Origin of the sequence: Kocuria cellulosilytica, assembly GCF_040981245.1 — a bacterium.
Classification (GTDB): domain Bacteria; phylum Actinomycetota; class Actinomycetes; order Actinomycetales; family Micrococcaceae; genus Kocuria; species Kocuria cellulosilytica.
This window is the reverse complement of record NZ_JAVFWZ010000009.1, coordinates 146004-164331: the sequence shown is the minus strand read 5'-3', so window position 1 is coordinate 164331 and position 18328 is coordinate 146004. Positions and strand designations below refer to the sequence as shown.

At 74.0% G+C, this 18328-nt stretch carries 12 protein-coding genes; 7 read left to right on the top strand and 5 right to left on the bottom strand.

Annotation, left to right across the window (positions count from 1 at the left end; translation table 11 throughout):
* Positions 1-14 precede the first annotated feature (14 nt).
* The 4 genes from gcl to RCG67_RS13720 all read left to right on the top strand — a co-directional run bounded on the left by gcl (position 15) and on the right by RCG67_RS13720 (position 5594).
* Positions 15-1790: a glyoxylate carboligase gene (gcl, locus tag RCG67_RS13735; protein ID WP_368827058.1), complete on the top strand. Its 1776-nt coding sequence runs from the start codon at positions 15-17 to the stop codon at positions 1788-1790.
* 31 nt (positions 1791-1821) lie between these two features.
* The gene (locus tag RCG67_RS13730) at positions 1822-2988 is read left to right on the top strand and encodes a glycerate kinase (RefSeq protein ID WP_368827057.1); all 1167 of its coding nucleotides are present in this window, start codon (positions 1822-1824) and stop codon (positions 2986-2988) included.
* Between the two features lie 461 nt (positions 2989-3449).
* On the top strand, positions 3450-4766 hold the full coding sequence (gene allB, locus RCG67_RS13725; RefSeq protein WP_368827071.1) for an allantoinase AllB: 1317 nt from the start codon (positions 3450-3452) through the stop codon (positions 4764-4766).
* A 195-nt stretch (positions 4767-4961) separates the two neighbouring features.
* Positions 4962-5594 carry an AmiS/UreI family transporter gene (locus RCG67_RS13720; protein WP_368827055.1) on the top strand — a complete coding sequence of 211 codons (633 nt, stop codon included), beginning with the start codon at positions 4962-4964 and terminating at the stop codon, positions 5592-5594.
* A 93-nt stretch (positions 5595-5687) separates the two neighbouring features.
* On the opposite strand, the gene RCG67_RS13715 is transcribed toward RCG67_RS13720, so the two are convergent.
* Complete coding sequence (locus RCG67_RS13715) at positions 5688-7298, bottom strand: nucleobase:cation symporter-2 family protein (RefSeq protein WP_368827054.1); 1611 nt, start codon at positions 7296-7298, stop codon at positions 5688-5690.
* Between the two features lie 157 nt (positions 7299-7455).
* A complete protein-coding gene (locus RCG67_RS13710; protein WP_368827052.1) occupies positions 7456-7953 on the bottom strand; it encodes a nucleoside deaminase in 498 nt (165 codons plus the stop codon).
* Between the two features lie 483 nt (positions 7954-8436).
* On the opposite strand from RCG67_RS13710, the gene RCG67_RS13705 reads away from it, so the two are divergent.
* The 3 genes from RCG67_RS13705 to xdhC are packed head-to-tail and all read left to right on the top strand — an operon-like array spanning position 8437 to position 13119.
* Positions 8437-9945 (top strand): xanthine dehydrogenase small subunit, encoded by a 1509-nt coding sequence (locus RCG67_RS13705; RefSeq protein ID WP_368827050.1) that lies wholly within the window; start codon positions 8437-8439, stop codon positions 9943-9945.
* Positions 9942-12323, top strand: a complete 2382-nt coding sequence (xdhB, locus tag RCG67_RS13700) for a xanthine dehydrogenase molybdopterin binding subunit (RefSeq protein WP_368827049.1) — start codon at positions 9942-9944, stop codon at positions 12321-12323. Before RCG67_RS13705 ends, xdhB begins: the two co-directional genes overlap by 4 nt.
* 1 nt (position 12324) lies before the next feature.
* Positions 12325-13119: a xanthine dehydrogenase accessory protein XdhC gene (gene xdhC / locus RCG67_RS13695; RefSeq protein ID WP_368827047.1), complete on the top strand. Its 795-nt coding sequence runs from the start codon at positions 12325-12327 to the stop codon at positions 13117-13119.
* A gap of 57 nt (positions 13120-13176) precedes the next feature.
* On the opposite strand, the gene RCG67_RS13690 is transcribed toward xdhC, so the two are convergent.
* From RCG67_RS13690 to RCG67_RS13680, 3 genes are all read right to left on the bottom strand, one after another.
* Complete coding sequence (locus RCG67_RS13690) at positions 13177-14640, bottom strand: Ig-like domain-containing protein (protein ID WP_368827044.1); 1464 nt, start codon at positions 14638-14640, stop codon at positions 13177-13179.
* 232 nt (positions 14641-14872) lie between these two features.
* Positions 14873-17218 (bottom strand): coiled-coil domain-containing protein, encoded by a 2346-nt coding sequence (locus RCG67_RS13685; RefSeq protein WP_368827042.1) that lies wholly within the window; start codon positions 17216-17218, stop codon positions 14873-14875.
* A 167-nt stretch (positions 17219-17385) separates the two neighbouring features.
* Entirely contained in the window at positions 17386-18318 is a 933-nt protein-coding gene (locus tag RCG67_RS13680) for a lysylphosphatidylglycerol synthase domain-containing protein (RefSeq protein ID WP_368827041.1), read from the bottom strand.
* Between the last annotated feature and the right edge of the window lie 10 nt (positions 18319-18328).

The window sequence follows — 18328 nt, the reverse complement described above, 5'->3', positions numbered from 1 at the left end:
CCAAGGAGTTCATCATGGCCAGAATGCGCACGGTCGACGCCGTCGTCGCCATCCTCGAGAAGGAGGGCGCCACCGAGGCCTTCGGCCTGCCCGGCGCCGCCATCAACCCGTTCTACTCCGCGATGCGCGCCCACGGCGGCATCCGGCACACCCTCGCCCGGCACGTCGAGGGCGCCTCGCACATGGCCGACGGCTACACCCGCGCCGCCCCCGGCAACATCGGGATCTGCGTGGGCACGTCCGGCCCTGCCGGCACCGACATGATCACCGGCCTCTACGCCGCGTGGGCGGACTCCGTCCCGATCCTGTGCATCACCGGCCAGGCCCCCGTGGCCAAGCTGCACAAGGAGGACTTCCAGGCCGTGGACATCTCCACGATCGCCGCGCCGGTCACCAAGATGGCCATGACGGTGCTGGAGCCGGGCCAGGTGCCCGGGGCGTTCCAGAAGGCCTTCTACCTCATGCGCTCGGGCCGGCCCGGACCCGTGCTGCTGGACCTCCCCCTGGACGTGCAGCTCGCCGAGATCGAGTTCGACATCGACGTCTACGAGCCCCTGGCCGTGCACCGCCCCGCGGCGACCCGCGCGCAGGCCGAGAAGGTCCTGGACATGCTCTCCTCCGCCCGGCGCCCGCTCATCGTGGCCGGCGGCGGCATCATCAACGCCGACACCTCCGCGCAGCTGGTCGAGCTCGCCGAGCTGCTGGACGTGCCGGTGATCCCGACCCTGATGGGCTGGGGCGCCATCCCGGACGACCACCCGCTGATGGCCGGGATGGTGGGGCTGCAGACCTCCCACCGCTACGGCAACGCGACGTTCCTGGAGTCCGACTTCGTGCTCGGCATCGGCAACCGCTGGGCCAACCGGCACACCGGCGGCCTGGACACCTACACCCGGGGCCGCACGTTCGTGCACATCGACATCGAGCCCACCCAGATCGGGCGCGTCTTCTCCCCCGACCTCGGCATCGTCTCCGACGCCGGCGCGGCCCTGGAGATCCTCCTCGAGGTCGCCCGGGAGCGGAAGGAGCGGTTCGCCGTGCCGGACTGGTCCGTGTGGGTCAAGGACTGCGCCCAGCGCAAGGGCTCCATGCAGCGCAAGACGCACTTCACGCAGGTCCCGGTCAAGCCGCAGCGCGTCTACGAGGAGATGAACTCCGTCTTCGGCACGGACGTCACCTACGTCTCCACGATCGGGCTCTCCCAGATCGCCGGCGGCCAGTTCCTGCACGTGCACGGCCCCCGGCAGTGGATCAACGCCGGCCAGGCGGGCCCCCTGGGCTGGACCGGGCCCGCCGCCCTCGGCGTCGTCCGGGGCAAGCCCGAGGCCACCGTGGTGGCCCTCTCCGGGGACTACGACTTCCAGTTCATGATCGAGGAGCTGGCCGTCGGGGCGCAGTTCAACCTTCCCTACATCCACGTGGTGGTGAACAATTCCTACCTGGGCCTGATCCGCCAGTCCCAGAGAGGGTTCAAGATGGAGCAGAACGTCTCGCTGGCCTTCGAGAACATCAACTCCCCGGAGACCCAGGGCTACGGGGTGGACCACCTGAAGGTCGTGGAGGGCCTGGGCTGCAAGGCCCTGCGCGTGACCGACCCCGAGAAGCTGCGGGAGGCCTTCGACCAGGCCGGCGCCCTCCTGGAGGAGCACCGGGTGCCCGTGGTCGTGGAGGTCATCCTGGAGAAGGTCACCAACATCTCCATGGGGACCGAGATCGACAACGTGGTCGAGTTCGAGGAGCTCGCCGCCCGCGGCGCGGACGCCCCGACCGCGATCGCCCTGCTCGACTGACCCCCGTCCGCACACAACAGGAGGAACGACCGTGCGCATCGTCGTCGCCCCGGACAAGTTCAAGGGCTCGCTGGAAGCCACCGACGTGGTGGAGCACCTCGCAGCGGGGATCCGGTCCGTGGAGCCGTCCGCCGCGGTCGTGGCCGTCCCGGTGGCCGACGGCGGCGAGGGCACCCTCGACGCCGCCGTCGGCGCCGGGTTCACCGCCTGCTCCGCCACCGTGACCGGTCCCGTCGGGGACCCCGTCGAGGCAGGGTTCGCCCTGCTGGAGCGGACCGCGGTGGTGGAGATGGCCCTGGCCTCGGGACTGGCCGCCCTCCCGGTGGACGAGCACGGCGATCCCGTGCTCGACGCCGGGGGCGCCACCAGCTGCGGCACCGGTGAGCTGATCCGCGCCGCCCTCGACGCCGGAGCCACCCGGATCGTCCTGGGAGTGGGCGGCAGCGCCTGCACCGACGGCGGCGCGGGGCTGCTCCAGGGCCTCGGCGCGCGCCTGCTGGACGACGAGGGCGCCGAGCTGGGCCGCGGAGGCGCCGAGCTCGCCCGGCTGGCCCGGGTCGACCTCGCCGGACTGGACCCCCGGGTGCGGGACGCACGGTTCGTCCTGGCCGCGGACGTGGACAACCCCCTCACGGGGGCGAACGGCGCGGCCGCCGTGTTCGGCCCGCAGAAGGGCGCCGACCCGGAGCTCGTCGCATCCCTCGACGCCGCGCTGACGGTCTTCCGGGACCGGCTGGCGGACGCCCTGGGCCCGGCCGCCCTGGCCGCGGCCGCATCGCCCGGCGCCGGGGCCGCGGGCGGCGTGGGCTATGCGGCCCTCGCCGTGCTCGGGGCCCAGCGCCGCCCGGGCATCGACGTGGTCCTGGAGTTCGTGGGCCTCGCCGACCGGATGGCGGGCACCGACCTCGTGGTCACCGGGGAGGGCAGCCTCGACGAGCAGTCGCTCGGCGGGAAGACCCCCATGGGGGTCGCCGCCACGGCGCACGCCGCCGGCGTGCCGGTGGTGGCCGTGTGCGGCCGCACTACCCTGGACGAGGAGACCCGCCGGGCCGCGGGTTTCGTGCGCACCTATGCCCTGGCCGAGCTCGAGCCGGACCCGCGGGTCAGCATGCGCGAGGCCGGCAGGCTGCTCGAGCAGGTGGGCGCCCGCCTCGCCCGCGATCTCCCCGGCCTGCTCACCGGGACCCGACCCAACTGACGACCCGGCGGCCGGTGCGGACGCCGATGACGAGGAGGAGCTCCGACATGACGGAGAAGAAGACGCCGCAGCAGCCGGAGACCCCCGGCCGGGGCGGGCAGCAGAGCGACGAGCAGGGGCACCGGCCGGACCCGCGGCAGCCGCCCGCGGAGCCCGGCCGGGGCGCGGACGGCACCGCTGACGCCGCCGGGCGTGCGCAGCAGCTGAGCGAGGACCCCGCGGCGATCGCCCGGGAGGACTCCGCCCGCGCGGCCACCAAGCCAGCCTCCGCCCGGAGCGCCTACGAGGCCGAGCAGGCGCACAAGCTGGACGTGAGCCACGACGTCAACGACCCCGAGCGCGTCCGCCGGCTGATCGCCGACTACCAGCGGGAGCACGGGATCCCCGCCGATGCCGCCGACACCCCCCGCCCGGACTCGGCGAGCGCCGACGCGCACGGCCGCCGCGAGTTCGACCTCGTAGTGCGCGGCCGGAACGTCTCCTGCGGCGACCACTTCGCCCCGCGCGAGGTCGGCGTGCGCAACGGCAGGATCGTGGCCATCGAACCGCTCGGCGCCGGCCTGGCGGGCCGCGAGGTCGTGGAGCTGGCCGAGGACGAGCACCTGCTGCCCGGCTTGGTGGACACCCACGTGCACATCAACGAGCCCGGCCGCACCGAGTGGGAGGGGTTCGCCTCCGCGACCCGCGCCGCCGCCGCCGGGGGCGTCACCACGGTCCTGGACATGCCGCTCAACTCCGTCCCGGCGACGGTCAACGTGCCGGCCCTCGAGTACAAGCGGCTCTTCGCCCAGAACAACGTCTTCGTGGACGTCGGCTTCTGGGGCGGGGCCATCCCCGGCAACAAGCCCGACCTGCGCGAGCTGCACGACGACGGCGTCTTCGGCTTCAAGTGCTTCCTGCTGCACTCCGGGGTGGACGAGTTCCCCCACCTCGAGGCCGACGAGATGGAGGAGGACCTGGCCGAGATCAAGACGTTCGACTCGCTGATGATCGTGCACGCCGAGGACTCCCGGGCCATCGACCGTGCCCCGCGGCCCGAGGGGGACGTGTACGAGAACTTCCTCAGGTCCCGCCCGCGCGGCGCCGAGAACCTGGCCATCGCCGAGGTCATCGAGCGCACCCGCTGGACCGGCGCCCGCTCCCACATCCTGCACCTGTCCTCCTCGGACGCCCTGCCCATGCTCGCCACCGCGAAGCGGGACGGCCTGGACATCACGGTGGAGACCTGCCCGCACTACCTCACCCTGCTCGCCGAGGAGGTGCCCAACGGCGCCACCGCCTTCAAGTGCTGCCCGCCGGTGCGGGAGGTCGGCAACCGCGAGCTGCTGTGGGAGGGGCTGATCGACGGGACCATCGACTTCATCGTCTCCGACCACTCCCCCTCGACCCTGGACCTCAAGGACCTGGACAACGGCGACTTCGGGGTGGCCTGGGGCGGGGTCTCCTCCCTGCAGCTGGGGCTGTCCCTGATCTGGACCGAGGCCCGCCGCCGCGGAGTGCCCCTGGGCCGCGTGGTGGAGTGGATGTCGACGAAGCCCGCCCAGCGGGCCGGCCTGCGCGCCAAGGGCAAGGTCTCCCTCGGCTACGACGCCGACCTGGTGGTCTTCGCGCCCGACGACGCGTTCGTCGTGGACGCCGGGAAGCTGCACCACCGGAATCCCATCACCCCCTACCAGGGCAAGGCACTGTCCGGGAAGGTGCGCAGGACCTACCTGCGCGGCGCCGCCGTGGACTTCCGGACCCCCACGGGCCGGCTGATCCGGCGCGGGGAGAGCTGACGGAGAACCGGACCCCATGCGCATTCTCCTGGGCGGGAACGGTGCCGCGAACCCCGGCCGAGCATTCCTCGGCGCCGCTCCGCAGGGTGGTCCGGCGCACCGCGCGGGACCGCCGGCACGGCCCGCGTGCTCGGGCGGTGCCGCGGAGCGGCCGGGGCGCGCCGGGGACCGCTGCCCTCCCCGGCGACGGCACCCATGAGCGCCGTCGGCCTGCTCTACGTCGGTGCGGTCCTGTTCGTCAACGGGATGATGCTGCTGGGCCACGTCAGCGCCACCGGGGCCGCTCCGCTGAACTTCTTCGTGGGGGCGCTGCAGGTGGTGGCCCCCACCTGGCTCATCGTCTCGGCCGGGGGCGACGCGACCCGGATCGCCGAGGCCGCCGGCCTCTACTTCTTCGGCTTCACCTACCTCTGGCTGGGCGTCAACCTGGTCACCCGCTGGCCCGACCACGGACTGGGCTGGTTCTCCCTGGTCGTGGCCGTCAGCAGGGCCGGCTTCGCGGTGCACTCCTGGGTGGTGCTGGGCGGGAGCGTCCTCGTCGTGCAGTGGCTGATGTGGTCGGTGCTCTGGGGCGCGTTCTTCGTGCTGCTGGCCCGGGACCGCGCGGACCTGGCGCCCGCGGTGGGGGTCCTCGCCATCGGCAACGCGCTGCTGAGCACCGGCCTGCCCGGCTTCCTCGCCCTCACCGGAGCGTGGCACGACTCCCCCGCGCTCGCCGGCGGCCTCGCCGTCCTCGGGATCCTCCTGCTGCTGCTCTGCCGGCCGGCGGGCCGGCTCCTGGCGGCCCGTCCGCACTCCCCCGCAGCGCCCCCGGCGCCACGCCGCTGAGCCGGGGCCCCGGAAGGACGCGGGGCCCCGGCAGCGGTGTCCTGCCCGGAGCGGCGGCGCAGGGCCCCGCGCCGCCGGGTCGCCCCCGGCGGCTCAGGCCCCGTCCCTCTGCCCGAGGACCTGCAGGACCTGGCCCGTGTGCGTGATCTCCCCGGCGTCGATCATCCTCCGGACGTCCTCGAAGTGGTGCTCCGGAACCACCGCCACCTCGGCCCCGTCGCTGTTGACCACGGCACCGTTCTGGACCCGGTCGCCCTCCTGGAGGTGCGCGAGCACGTCCGCCCGGACGACCCGCACCGGCGCGGCCGCCATGACGGACTGGTTCGGGGAGTTGCCGGCGGTCAGCTCGTTGAACAGCAGGTTGAGGGCGATGGCCACGATCGCCGCGGCGCTGATCCCCGAGCCGAGGACGGTCTGGGCCCCGGACGGGAAACCGGCGTAGAACAGGGGTGCGGCCACGGGGACGAGGCCGAAGGCGAAGGCGACCGCCACGATGACGAGGTTCATGGAGTTGCCGAAGTCCACCTTGGCCAGCGTGCGGACCCCGGAGGAGGCCACCGTGCCGAAGAGCACGATCGACGCCCCGCCCAGGACCGGGGCCGGGATGGCCGCGACGACCTCACCGATGACGGGGAACATGCCCAGCCCCACCATGATGACCCCGGCCGCCGTGACCACGAAGCGGCTGCGGATGCCCGTCACCGCGACGAGGCCCACGTTGGCCGCGAAGGCCGTCTGGGTGAACGAGTTGAGCAGCGGCGCCCCCGCGGAGGAGAGCATGTCCGCCCGCAGGCCGTTGGCCACGCGCTTCGAGTCGACCTCGGCCCCGGTGATCTCGCCCACCGCGAGGATGTCCGCGGTGGTCTCGGTCATGGTCACGAGCACCACGATGAGCATCGAGATGATCGAGGCGATCTCGAAGCTCGGCGGCCCGAAGGCCAGCGGCGTCGGGAAGGTCACGAGGCCGCCCTCGCCCACCCCCGAGAAGTCGACCATGCCCATCGCCGCGGCGATCGCCGTCCCCAGGACGAAGGAGAGCAGGATGGACAGGCGGGAGATCATCCCGACACCGACCTTGGACAGCGCCAGCACGATGAGCAGGGTGGTCCCGGCCAGCGCGAGGCTGCGGGGGTCGGCGGCCCCGCCCTCCCCGCTGCCGGCCGCCCACGTGATCGCGACGGGCAGCAGGGAGATGCCGATGACCGTGATCACCGTTCCGGTGACCACCGGGGGGAACAGCCGGAGGATCCGGGAGAACGCGCCGGCGAGCAGGAAGCCCGCCACCGAGGAGACGATCACGGCCCCGAAGATGGTGGTCAGGTCGTTGCCCCCGGCGAGGATCGCGAGCATGGGGGCGACCCCGGCGAAGGAGACGCCCTGGACGAGCGGCAGCCTGGAGCCGAGCCAGGGGGCGCCGAAGCTCTGCAGGATCGTGGCGATCCCTCCCATGAGCAGGCAGGAGCTGATGAGCAGGGCGGTCTCCTCGCCGGAGATCCCTGCCGCCTGACCGATGATGAGGGGGACGGCGACGATGGCCCCGTACATGGTCAGGACGTGCTGGAAGCCGTAGGCGGTGGTGCGCCCCAGCGGCAGCACCTCGTCCTCGGGCCCGGGGGCGTGCGCCGCTCGCACCGTGCGTCCACGGCGGGTCGAGCGGTCCTTGCGCCGGCTGTCCGGTGTGGTCGATGACATGGGAGATGACATGGGAAGAGCCTCCTTCAGCGCGCAGGCGTCCGCTCTGCTGCGCAAGGTCCGGCGATCCTCTGTTTTTCCCGGGCCCGCCCGTTCCGGCGGGTCGGCCGTGAAGTGTCCAGATCTGGTGGTCCCGGTGGGAGCCGCCCGGGTGCGGCTGGTGCTCGGATCAGTACGCGGTGCGGTGGGCGTTCCCGCCCCAGGTCTCGAACGGCTGCGTGCGCGTGGCGAGCGGCACGTGGCGGACGGGGAGGGCCCGGTCCCGCTGCTCCGCGTCGTGGGCGAAGAAATCGTGGAACTCCGCGTCGTCGAACCCGCCGGCGGCGGCGTCGTGCCGGTCGGCGGCGAAGTACACCGCGTCCAGCCGGGCCCACAGCGACGCCGAGAGGCACAGCGGGCACGGCTCACAGCTGGTGTAGAGCACGGCCCCGCCGAGGTGGAAGGTGCCCAGCTCGCGGCAGGCGCTGCGGATCGCCATGACCTCCGCGTGCGCCGTGGGGTCGTGGTCCGCCGTCACGCGGTTGACGCCGGGGAACTCGCGCCCGTCGGCGGTGACGACGACGGCGCCGAACGGGCCGCCGTCGACGGCGGCGTTCTCCGCCGCGAGGTCGACGGCGCGCTGGAGGTGCCTCTGCGTGGGCGTGGTGGTCTCGTGGGTGGTCGACATGCTGCTCAGGTCCTCACGGATCGTGGGGGACCCGGGGAACGGCTCATGTCCGTCGGCGGGTCCGCCCGGCTGTCAGATCATGCCCGGTAGATAGCCCCGCTCGTCCGGGACCCGCCATTGGCTGAGGCAAACGTAGAGCAGTTCGACGTGACGCACAACACATTCCGGAACAATTCTTCCGTTCCCCCGGCGGCCGCGCCGGCCGCGCACGACCTCTTGCGGGTGCGTCGTGGCGTGATTAAGGTGTGAGACAGCCTACGGCGGGTCCTCACCGGACTATCTACCGGGCGAGCAACCACGAACCGCGCTGGCCCGCCGCCAGAGAGCTCCCGGTACCCCAGGGGAACCATCTCGCTCCACGGCGCGGCCGGTGGCCTGCACCGAGGAGCTTCTGCATGACCCCCTTCTCCGCGACCCACGTCCCCAGGACCGCGCCCGTGCCACCGCACGGCCGGCACGGCCAGGCCCGGAGGAGCACGGGACATGAGTGACATCCGCGTGACCGTCAACGGCCGGGCCCGCAGCTGCGCGGGAGCCGGTCCGCACACCCGGCTGCTGGACTGGCTGCGGGACGAGGGTCTGACCGGGGCCAAGGAGGGCTGCGCCGAGGGCGAGTGCGGTGCCTGCGCGGTGCTGGTCGCCCGGCCGGACGGCGAGGGGCGCAGCCGGTGGACCTCGGTCAACGCGTGCCTGCCCCCCGCGGTCTCCTTCGACGGCCAGGAGGTCGTCACCGCGGAGGGACTCGGCGCCGCCCCGGGGACCGGCACGGCCGCGGAGCTGCACCCCGTCCAGCAGGAGATGGCGGTCCGGGGAGGCTCCCAGTGCGGCTATTGCACGCCGGGGTTCGTCTGCTCCATGGCCGCCGAGTACTACCGCCACGAGCGCGCGGCCCCGCCCGCGGCCCAGGAGGAGCGGACGGGCACCGAGGCCGTCGGCGAGGAGCACGCCGCCGACCACGAGTGCGGGCCCAATGGGTTCGACCTGCACGCCCTGAGCGGCAACCTCTGCCGCTGCACCGGCTACCGCCCCATCCGCGACGCCGCCTACGCGCTGGGCACCCCTGCCGAGGCCGACCTGCTGCGGCGGCGCCAGGACCGGCCCGCGCCGCCGGCCCCGCCCACCCGGGTAGCGGCCGACAACGCACGGTTCGTCCGTCCCGGCTCCCTGGAGGAGCTCTTCGAGCACCTGGAGGACACCCCGGACGCCCAGCTGGTCGCCGGTTCCACAGACGCGGGCGTGGGTGTCAACATCCAGCACGCCCGTCCGCCGCTGACCCTGGCGGTGGACCGGCTCGAGCAGCTGCGCACGCTCGAGGTGGGGCAGGAGCGGATCGAGATCGGGGCGGCCCTGAGCCTGTCCGAGGTCGAGCGCGGTCTCGCCGGGCGGGTGCCCCTGCTCGACCAGCTCTTCCCGCAGTTCGCCTCCCGCCTCATCCGCAACGCCGCGACGTTCGGCGGCAACCTCGGCACCGGCTCGCCCATCGGGGACTCCGCACCGGCCCTGCTGGCCCTGGGCGCCTCCGTGGTCCTGGCCTCCGCCGCGGGTGAGCGCGAGGTGCCCCTGGACGAGTACTACACGGGGTACCGGCGCAGCGTCCGGGAGCCCGGGGAGATCATCCGCGCCGTGCGGATCCCCCTGCCGACGGCCGAGCACAGCGCGTTCTACAAGATCGCCAAGCGGCGCTTCGACGACATCTCCAGCGTGGCCGTCGGCATCGCCGTGCAGCTCGAGGACGGGTCGGTCTCCTCCGTGCGGATCGGCCTGGGCGGCGTGGCGGCGACCCCGATCCGCGCGCGCGCCGCCGAGGACGTCCTGCGCGGCGCGCCGTGGCACCGCGACACGGTCCTCGCCGCGGCCGCGGCCCTGGCCGGCGAGGGGACCCCCATCGACGATCACCGGGCCAGCGCCCGCTACCGCTCGGCGATGCTGGAGCAGGCCCTGCTGAAGTTCTGGGCGCAGCACGCGCCCGCCGACCCGGAGGTGTCCCGATGACGTCCCTCGCCGACCGCCCCGTCGACCCCGTGGTGGGCCTGTCCGTCCCGCACGAGAGCGCCGCCCTGCACGTCACCGGCACGGCCCTGTACACCGACGACCTGATCGTGCGGCACCAGGACGTGCTGCACGCCTGGCCGGTGCAGGCCCCCCACGCCCACGCCCGGGTGCAGGACGTGCGCACGGCCCGCGCCCTCGAGGTCCCCGGCGTGGCCCGGGTGCTCACCGCGGCGGACGTGCCCGGGGTCAACGACTCCGGCACCAAGCACGACGAGCCCCTGTTCCCCTCCGAGGTCATGTTCCACGGGCACGCGGTGTGCTGGGTGCTCGGCGAGACCCAGGAGGCCGCCCGGCGGGGCGCGGAGGCCGTCGAGGTCGACTACGAGCCGCTGCCCTCGCTGGTCACCGTGGCGGAGGCCGTCGAGGCCGGCAGCTTCCAGGGCGGTCAGCCCACCGTCAGCCGCGGGGACACGGGCACGGCGCTGAGCGCCTCCGCCCACCGCTTCGGCGGGGAGTTCGAGTTCGGGGGCCAGGAGCACTTCTACCTGGAGACCCACGCGTCCTTCGCCTACGTCGACGAGGGCGGCCAGGTCCTGGTGCACTGCAGCACCCAGCACCCCACGGAGACCCAGGAGATCGTCGCCCACGTCCTCGGCCTGCACAGCCACGAGGTCACCGTGCAGTGCCTGCGCATGGGCGGCGGGTTCGGCGGCAAGGAGATGCAGCCGCACGGCTACGCCGCCGTGGCCGCCCTCGGGTCGGTGCTGACGGGGCGGCCGGTCCGGCTGCGGCTCAACCGCACCCAGGACATCACCATGACCGGCAAGCGCCATCCGTACCACGCCCGGTGGGAGGCCGGCTTCGACGAGAGCGGCCGCCTGCAGGCCCTGGAGGCCACCGTCACCAGCGACGGCGGCTGGAGCCTGGACCTCTCCGAACCGGTGCTGCAGCGGACGCTGTGCCACATCGACAACGCCTACTGGATCCCCCACGTGCAGGTCCACGGCCGGATCGTGAGGACCCACAAGACCTCCCAGACCGCCTTCCGCGGTTTCGGAGGCCCGCAGGGCATGCTGGTGATCGAGGAGGTGCTGGGCCGGAGCGCCCCGCTGCTCGGGCTGGACCCCACGGAGCTGCGCCTGCGCAACCTCTACGTCCCCGGGCAGTCCACGCCGTACGGCCAGCCCGTCCGGCACGCCGAGCGGATGCGCACCGTCTGGACGCAGCTGCTCGGCCGGGCCGAGGTCGAGCGCCGCCGCGAGGAGATCGCGGCGTTCAACGCGACCCACCCCGACACCAAGCGGGCGCTCGCCGTCACCCCGGTGAAGTTCGGCATCTCGTTCAACCTCACGGCCTTCAACCAGGCCGGTGCGCTCGTGCACGTCTACAAGGACGGGTCCGTGCTCATCAACCACGGCGGCACCGAGATGGGCCAGGGCCTGCACACCAAGATGCGCCAGGTCGCCGCCACCGCCCTGGGCGTCCCGCTGGAGGCCGTCCGGCTGGCGCCCACCCGCACGGACAAGGTGCCCAACACCTCCGCGACGGCCGCGAGCTCCGGGGCGGACCTCAACGGCGGGGCCGTGAAGAACGCGTGCGAGCAGATCCGCGACCGGCTGGCCGAGGTCGCCGCCCGCAAGTTCGACATACATCCCGACGACGTCCGGTTCGTGGACGGCACGGTGACCGGGATCGGCTTCTCCGACCGGGAGCTGTCCTTCGCCCAGCTCGCGCACGACGCCTACTTCCAGCGGATCTCGCTGTGGGCCGCCGGCTACTACCGCACGGAGGGGCTGCACTGGGACAGCTCCCGGATGCAGGGCGAGCCGTTCAAGTACTTCTCCTACGGCGCCTCCGTCTCCGAGGTGGAGGTCGACGGGTTCACGGGCGCCTACCGGCTGCTGCGCACCGACATCGTCCACGACGTCGGGGACAGCCTCTCCCCCCTCATCGACGTGGGGCAGATCGAGGGCGGCTTCGTCCAGGGCGCCGGCTGGCTGACCCTCGAGGAGCTGCGCTGGGACGAGTCCGACGGGCCGCACCGGGGCCGGCTGGCCACCCAGTCGGCCAGCACCTACAAGCTGCCGAGCTTCTCGGAGATGCCCGAGGAGTTCAACGTGCACCTCTTCGAGGAGGCCACCGAGAGCGGCGTCGTCTACGGCTCCAAGGCCGTGGGCGAGCCGCCCCTCATGCTCGCGCTCAGCGTGCGCGAGGCGCTGCGCGAGGCTGCCGCCGCGTTCGGCCCCGGTGGCCGCAGCGTCGCGCTCGCCAGTCCCGCCACCCCGGAGGCCGTGTTCTGGGCGGTCCAGGAGGCGCGCCGCGCGCTGCCCGCGCCCGCGCAGGACGCCGTCGGGACGGCCGCCCCGGCGGCGCGCTGACGTGGACTGGCTGGACGCGCTGCAGCACCTGCGCGCGGAGGGCGCTCCGGGGGTGCTCGCCACCGTGACCGAGGTGCGCGGGCACGCCCCCCGGGAGGCCGGGGCCAAGATGGTCGTGGCCGAGACCGCCGCGTGGGACACCGTGGGCGGCGGCAACCTCGAGGCGACCGTGGTGGAGCGCGCGCGGGCGATGCTGGCGTCCGGGGCGAGCGCTCCGGAGACCATGACCTTCGCGCTCAACGAGCACGCCGCCGTGGCCCACGGGCGGCAGTGCTGCGGCGGCGTGGTCAGCGTCCTGCTCGAGCCCCAGCGCGCCCGGCCGTCCGTCGCCGTGTTCGGCGTGGGGCACGTGGGCCACGAGCTCGCCCGGGTGCTGTCCCGGCTGCCCCTGCACCTGCACCTGGTGGACAGCCGGGAGGGCCAGCTGGATCCTGCCCGGCTGGCCGACGTCACCGACGGGACCGCGCAGGTCCACGTCCACCGCAGCCCCGCCCCGGAGAACGTGCTCGCCGCGCTGCCGGCCGGGGCGCACGTGCTGATCATGAGCCACGACCACGCGGAGGACTTCGTGCTCTGCGACGCCGCGCTGCGCCGGGAGGACCTCGGCTCCGTGGGGCTGATCGGCTCCGCGGCCAAGTGGTCGCGGTTCCGGGTGCGGCTGCGGGAGGAGGGGCACGGCGACGCGGCGCTCGAGCGCATCGCCTGTCCCATCGGGCTCCCCGGCATCCCGGGCAAGGCGCCGGCGGTGATCGCCGTCAGCGTCGCCGCCGACCTGCTCCGGGTGCTCGCCGCCTGACCGTCCCCGGCAGCCGCGACGACGACGTCGTGGCCCTCCCCGGAGCGCGCGGCCGGCTCACCCCGCGCGGGGAGGGCGGACGGGCGGGGTCCCCTTCCCCTTCTCCTCGCCGGGACCGTTGCCGACCGTGACCTCGGCCAGGTCGGTCGAGGTCTGCCCGGCCGAGTCCGTGGCGGTCGCCGAGAGCGTGCGGTTGCCGTCGGCGACCGTGGTGGTGTCCCAGGACGCCGTCCACCCGTCCGCGCCGTCCGTGTCGGTGCCCAGGACCCTGCCGTCCACGGCGAAGGCGACCTGGGCGACCGCCACGTCGTCGACGGCCTCGGCGGTCACCGGCACGGTCCCGCTCACCGTCGCGCCGTCGGCGGGAGCGGTGACCGCGACACGGGGCGGGTCGTCGGCGGCGGCGGCCATCCGGTCCGCCACGTGCAGGCGGACGGTGGGCAGCTGGGCGTAGAGGCGCTCGCCCGGGCACTCGGTGGCCTCGTAGTCGCGGTGCCCGCCGATCGTCGGCACGGTCTTCTGGGTGCCGTTGACCGGGTTCGTGTAGGTGACCGTGGCGGCCGGGTCGAGGTCGTGGCGCAGGGCCAGCTCGGCGAGCAGGTCCTCCAGGGAGGACACGGCCGCCGGTTCCGGGTCGGCCCCGAACCTCCGGTGGCCGGTGAACTCCCCGAGCAGGGCCACCCCGAGGTTCCCGGAGTTCCAGCCGCCGACGTGGGCGCCGGTCACCATCCGGTCGGTGCCGTCCTCGTGGGCGAAGTCGGTCCCGGTGCCGCCGGCAGCCCCGCACGAGGTGCTGGCCGTGCCCGACCACCGGCCCTCGTAGACGATCCCGAACTCGTCGATCAGGTACTGGTAGCCGATGTCGCCGAATCCCTGGTCGACCGCGTGGTAGCGGTAGATGGCCCGCACGGTGGCGGCCGGGTCGGGGTCGTCGTTGGTGGTCGCGGTGTGGTGGACGGTCGTGACCTGGGCGTCGTAGAACTGCGGCGCCAAGAGCTCCTGGCCGTCCGCGTCGTGGCGCAGGGACTCGTCGGCACCCCAGTCGGCGCGGGAGCGGCACTGGCTGCTGTTGAGGGCCTGAGCGGCCCCGCCCGGAGTCTCGCCGACGGTGCTCCGGGGCCCGTCGGTGGTGTTCATCGCCACCGCGCGCGGGGCGACGGCATCGGCGGGGAGGCCGCGCACCTGGTAGGCGGTGGCGTCACCGGCGGGGACCAGGCCGCTGGCCCACTGTCCTCTGCTCGTGACGCCGTCCTCGATCAGCGGGATCCAGGGCCCCCACGTCTCGTCGTGGCGCAGCCGCACCGCACCGTGCGGCTCGGCGCCGGGTGCCTCCGCGGCGTGCTCCCGACCGGCCGGGACGTCCCACAGGACGCCGACGTGGTCGATGGTGAAGTCCGTGGTCACTTCGCCGGCCCGGACCGGTTCGGCCTCGGCCAGGGTCTCCGGGACGGTGCGAGCCTGCGCCGGACCGGACCACAGCACGGCCAGCGAGAGCACCAGTCCGGCGACGACGGCGTGCACGATGCTTCTCAGAAGACGACGCATGGGTTCCCCCTGGAGTGAGCGGTCGCTGCGGACGGGGCCGGTCGCGCCCCGGCCCCCGCCGGGGGCCCGCGCCCCTGCCCGTGGGACAGTCTGTCCCGGGCGGTGGGCCGGCACAATCCTTCCGGGCTCCTGACCGTCGTGTGACCAGTGCTCCGCTCCGGTGACGCCCTCCCGTGGGTCGGCGTGAGGACGTCACCGGGACCCGGAATCAGGCGAGGCAGCCGCCGAGGGCGATGGTGCCGTCGATGGCCGTGATCTGCTGCTGCACCTCCACGAGCTGCGCCTGGAGACCCTGCACGACAGCCGTCTGGGCCCGGATCGCATCCTTGTTCTGCTTCTTGGCCGCCTCCAGGCCGCGCAGCGTGTCCTGCGCGTCCGTCAGCCGGCCGTCCAGCGTCATCACCTGCTCCTGAAGCGTGCTCAGCCGCGTCTCCGTGGTGCTGACGGCGTCGTCGACCTCGGTGAGTTCGGCCAGCAGAGGAGCGACGCGGGTCTGGGTGCCGAGGATCTCCTGCTCCTTCGCCGAGATCTGCGCGTTCAGGTCCTTCAGCTCGGCGAGGACGGCGTCCATCTCGGCGGAGAGCGCGGCGACCTCGTCCTGCTTCGCGGCGACCGCCCGGTCGGCCTCGTGCGCGGCGGTCTGCAGACCTGTCAGCTCCTCCCGGAGCGCGTCGAGCTCCGCCTGCTGCTCCGCGACGGCGGCGGTGGCGCTCCGGTGCGCCGTCTCGGCGTCCGCGAGCTCGGTCCGCAGACCGTCGAGCACGGCCTCCTGGTCGTCGATCTCCCGCTGGGCGGTCTCCACCCCGTCCACGAGCCCCGGCAGCACGGCCTTCAGTTCGGCGACGGTCTGCTCCTGCGCCGCGACGGCGTCCTCCGCGGCGGTGACCGCGGCCTCCAGCGCCGGCAGGCCCTCCTGCAGCGCGGTGAGCGCGTCCTGCGCCGCCGAGGCCGTCGACTGCGCCTCGACCGCCGCGGTCCGCAGCGCCGGGAGCCGGTCCTGCAGGTCGGCGATCTCGCCGGTCCTGGTGGCGACCGCCGCGTCGGCGGCGGTCAAGGCCTCCTGCAGCGGGGCCGCTTCCTGCTGCAGCGCGGCGCTCTCCTGCTGCTGCGCGGCGAGCTGCTCGTTCAGGACGGTCACCTGCTGCTGCAGCCCGCCCAGGTCGCCCTGCAGGCCGGAGATCAATGCGGTGGTATCGGTGATCTGCGCGGTGACGGTCGTGAGCTCCGCCTTGTGCTGGGCGATCTGCGCCTCTCGCTGCTTCTTCGTCTGGCCCTCGCCCTTGACGGCGTCCAGGCGGGCGATCTCCTGCTCCAGGAACGTCTTCCGCTCCTGCTCCGTCCGCAGCTCGTCCTGGGCCTTCACGAGCTCGGCCTCGGCGGCCTCGATCGCCGCGCGCTTCTCGCCGAGCTGCTCCTCGAGCACGGCGATCCCGGCGGCGGCGACGGCGATCTTCGCATCGTTCGCGGCGGCGGCGTCCGCGGCGGCCTTCGCGGTGGCCCCGAGGACGGCCAGCCCGGCCTCGGCCCGGGCGATCTGCTCCTGCTGGGCGGTCACGGCCTCGGCGGCGGTGTCCGCGGTGGCCTGCAGTGCGGCCAGGTCGGTTTGGGCTCGGGTGATCTCCTCCTGCTGCTCGGCCAGGGCGCCGGCCGCGCTGTCCGCCTCGCGCTGCGTGTCGGCGAGGACCGCTTCGGCTCCGGTGAGCTCGTCCTGCGCGGCGTCGAGCTGTTCCTGCGCGGCCTGGCCGCCGTCCCGGAGGCGCTGCAGCTCCGCCTCGGCGTCGATGACGGCGGTGCCCGCCGCGGTCACGGCGTGCGCGGCATCCGCGGCGGTCGCCGCCAGAGCGGCCAGCTCGGTCCCCGCGGCGTCGATCCGCTCGTGCTGGGCGGCCACGGCGTCGGCGGTCTCCGCGGCGGTCGCCTCCAGAGCAGCCAGCTCGGCCTCGGCGGCGTCGATCCGCTCCTGCACGGCGGTGGCGTCGGCGGTGGCGCCGTCGGCCCGGCCCTCGAGGTCGGCGAGGTTCCGCTCGGCGGTGGCCAGCTGTTCCTGGAGCGGAGTCAGCTCGTCCTGCAGAGCGACCCGCTGGGTCTCCAGGTCCGCGAGAGCCTCCTCGGCCTCCGACACCGCGGCGACGGTCGCGGCCAGCTCGTCCTGCAGAGCGGCGATCTCGTCCTCGGCCGCCGTGATGTCGGCGGCGACCTGTGCCTCCTCGGCGTCGAGGGCCGTGAGAGCCTGCTCCCCCGCCGCGATCTCCGCCACGAGCTCCTCGGAGGTCGTCACCAGCGCGGCGCGCTCGGCCTGCAGCGCGGCGATCTGCTCGGCGTTCTGCTTCGCGGCCGCCTTCAGCAGGTTCTGCTGCACCGTTCCCCGGTGCGACAACTGGTTGACGACGCCGTTGCAGACACCGCCCGTCCCGGCCGGCGGTGCGGCGTGCGCCGGCACTGCCACGGCGAGTCCCCCGAAGACGGTGGAGACGGCCAGTGCCGCGACGACACGGCGGGTGCCCTGCGTGCTCTGGCCCCTCGAAGACAGCGTGGATCCACGGAAAAATGACATGTCTGGTCCCCCCAGAGTCGATCGGTCCGCCCCCCACGGGTGGACCCCACCTGGAGTTTGCATCAGTTAACGCAAGTTCATGGCACGACACGGTGGGGATGATGCAAATGCGTCGAGTTGTGACGTCGTGCGCGGACGCCCGTGACACGCGGCGGGGCGCGCCACGGTCAGTCTGCGCCGCGGTCCGGGCGTGCGCCCGCGGCCCTCTGCGACTCCCGGCGGGGACGCGGAGATCCCGCGCCCAGCCACCGGAGCAGCACGAGAGTCCCCGGCAGCGCGGAGATCAGGGCGAGCAGTCCGTAGCCGATCGAGATCGCGAAGCCGGTCCCGGCGGGCAGCCCGTGGGCCATGGCGGCCAGGGTGGTGATCCCCTCCCGGGGGCCCCAGCCGCCCACCCCGACGGGCACGGACATTCCCGCCAGGCCCAGCACGACGGTCCCCCACAGGTTCGCCAGGGACTCCTGCGGGGCGGTGCGCACGGCGGCCAGCAGGAACAGCCCCTGGTAGCAGGCCCAGGCGAGCACGGACAGCGCCCACACCCCCGCCCGGTCGCGCGCCGGGGCACCGCTCGTCGAGCGCCAGGCGACCGCCCCGAGGCCGAGCGCCCCGAGGCCGAGGGCCGCGGCGAGCCAGCCGCCGACCGCCAGGGCGGGCACGGTGCCCGCCGCGAGGAGCACGGACGTCCCGGCCAGCCGCTCGCCCAGCACGGACCCGCCGGCCCCGGGCCAGCTGTCGCCGCGCCGGCGGCGGCGGAGCACCCGCACCGCGTCCCCGGTCACGCCGCCGGGCAGCAGCAGGTTCACCAGCCCGGACGCCAGGCACTCGCCCAACGCCTCCCGGAAGCCGATCGGCATGCCCCGGCTGCGGGCCACGAGCCGCCAGCGCTGGGCCTGGGCCGCCGTGGCCAGGAGCCCGGCCCCCAGGGCGAGGAGCACCGTGGCGGGGGTCAGGATCCCGACGGCGCTGCGCACCGCGTCCGTGCCCAGGGCGCGGAACAGCAGGGCGAGCAGCAGGAGCCCGGCCGCCGCCTGGCCGGCGGCGAGCAGCGCGCGGAGAGCGGGCCGCCGCCGGGTGGGGGCTGGCGGGGTCTCGGCGGGCATGGGCGCAGTC

Excerpts from the sequence above, each read along its gene's own strand:
- gcl (WP_368827058.1), top strand. The coding sequence starts at position 15 with ATGGCCAGAATGCGCACGGTCGACGCCGTCGTCGCCATCCTCGAGAAG.
- RCG67_RS13720 (WP_368827055.1), top strand. The coding sequence starts at position 4,962 with ATGAGCGCCGTCGGCCTGCTCTACGTCGGTGCGGTCCTGTTCGTCAAC.
- RCG67_RS13715 (WP_368827054.1), bottom strand. The coding sequence starts at position 7,298 with ATGTCATCTCCCATGTCATCGACCACACCGGACAGCCGGCGCAAGGAC.
- RCG67_RS13710 (WP_368827052.1), bottom strand. The coding sequence starts at position 7,953 with ATGTCGACCACCCACGAGACCACCACGCCCACGCAGAGGCACCTCCAG.
- RCG67_RS13705 (WP_368827050.1), top strand. The coding sequence starts at position 8,437 with ATGAGTGACATCCGCGTGACCGTCAACGGCCGGGCCCGCAGCTGCGCG.
- xdhB (WP_368827049.1), top strand. The coding sequence starts at position 9,942 with ATGACGTCCCTCGCCGACCGCCCCGTCGACCCCGTGGTGGGCCTGTCC.
- RCG67_RS13685 (WP_368827042.1), bottom strand. The coding sequence starts at position 17,218 with ATGTCATTTTTCCGTGGATCCACGCTGTCTTCGAGGGGCCAGAGCACG.
- RCG67_RS13680 (WP_368827041.1), bottom strand. The coding sequence starts at position 18,318 with ATGCCCGCCGAGACCCCGCCAGCCCCCACCCGGCGGCGGCCCGCTCTC.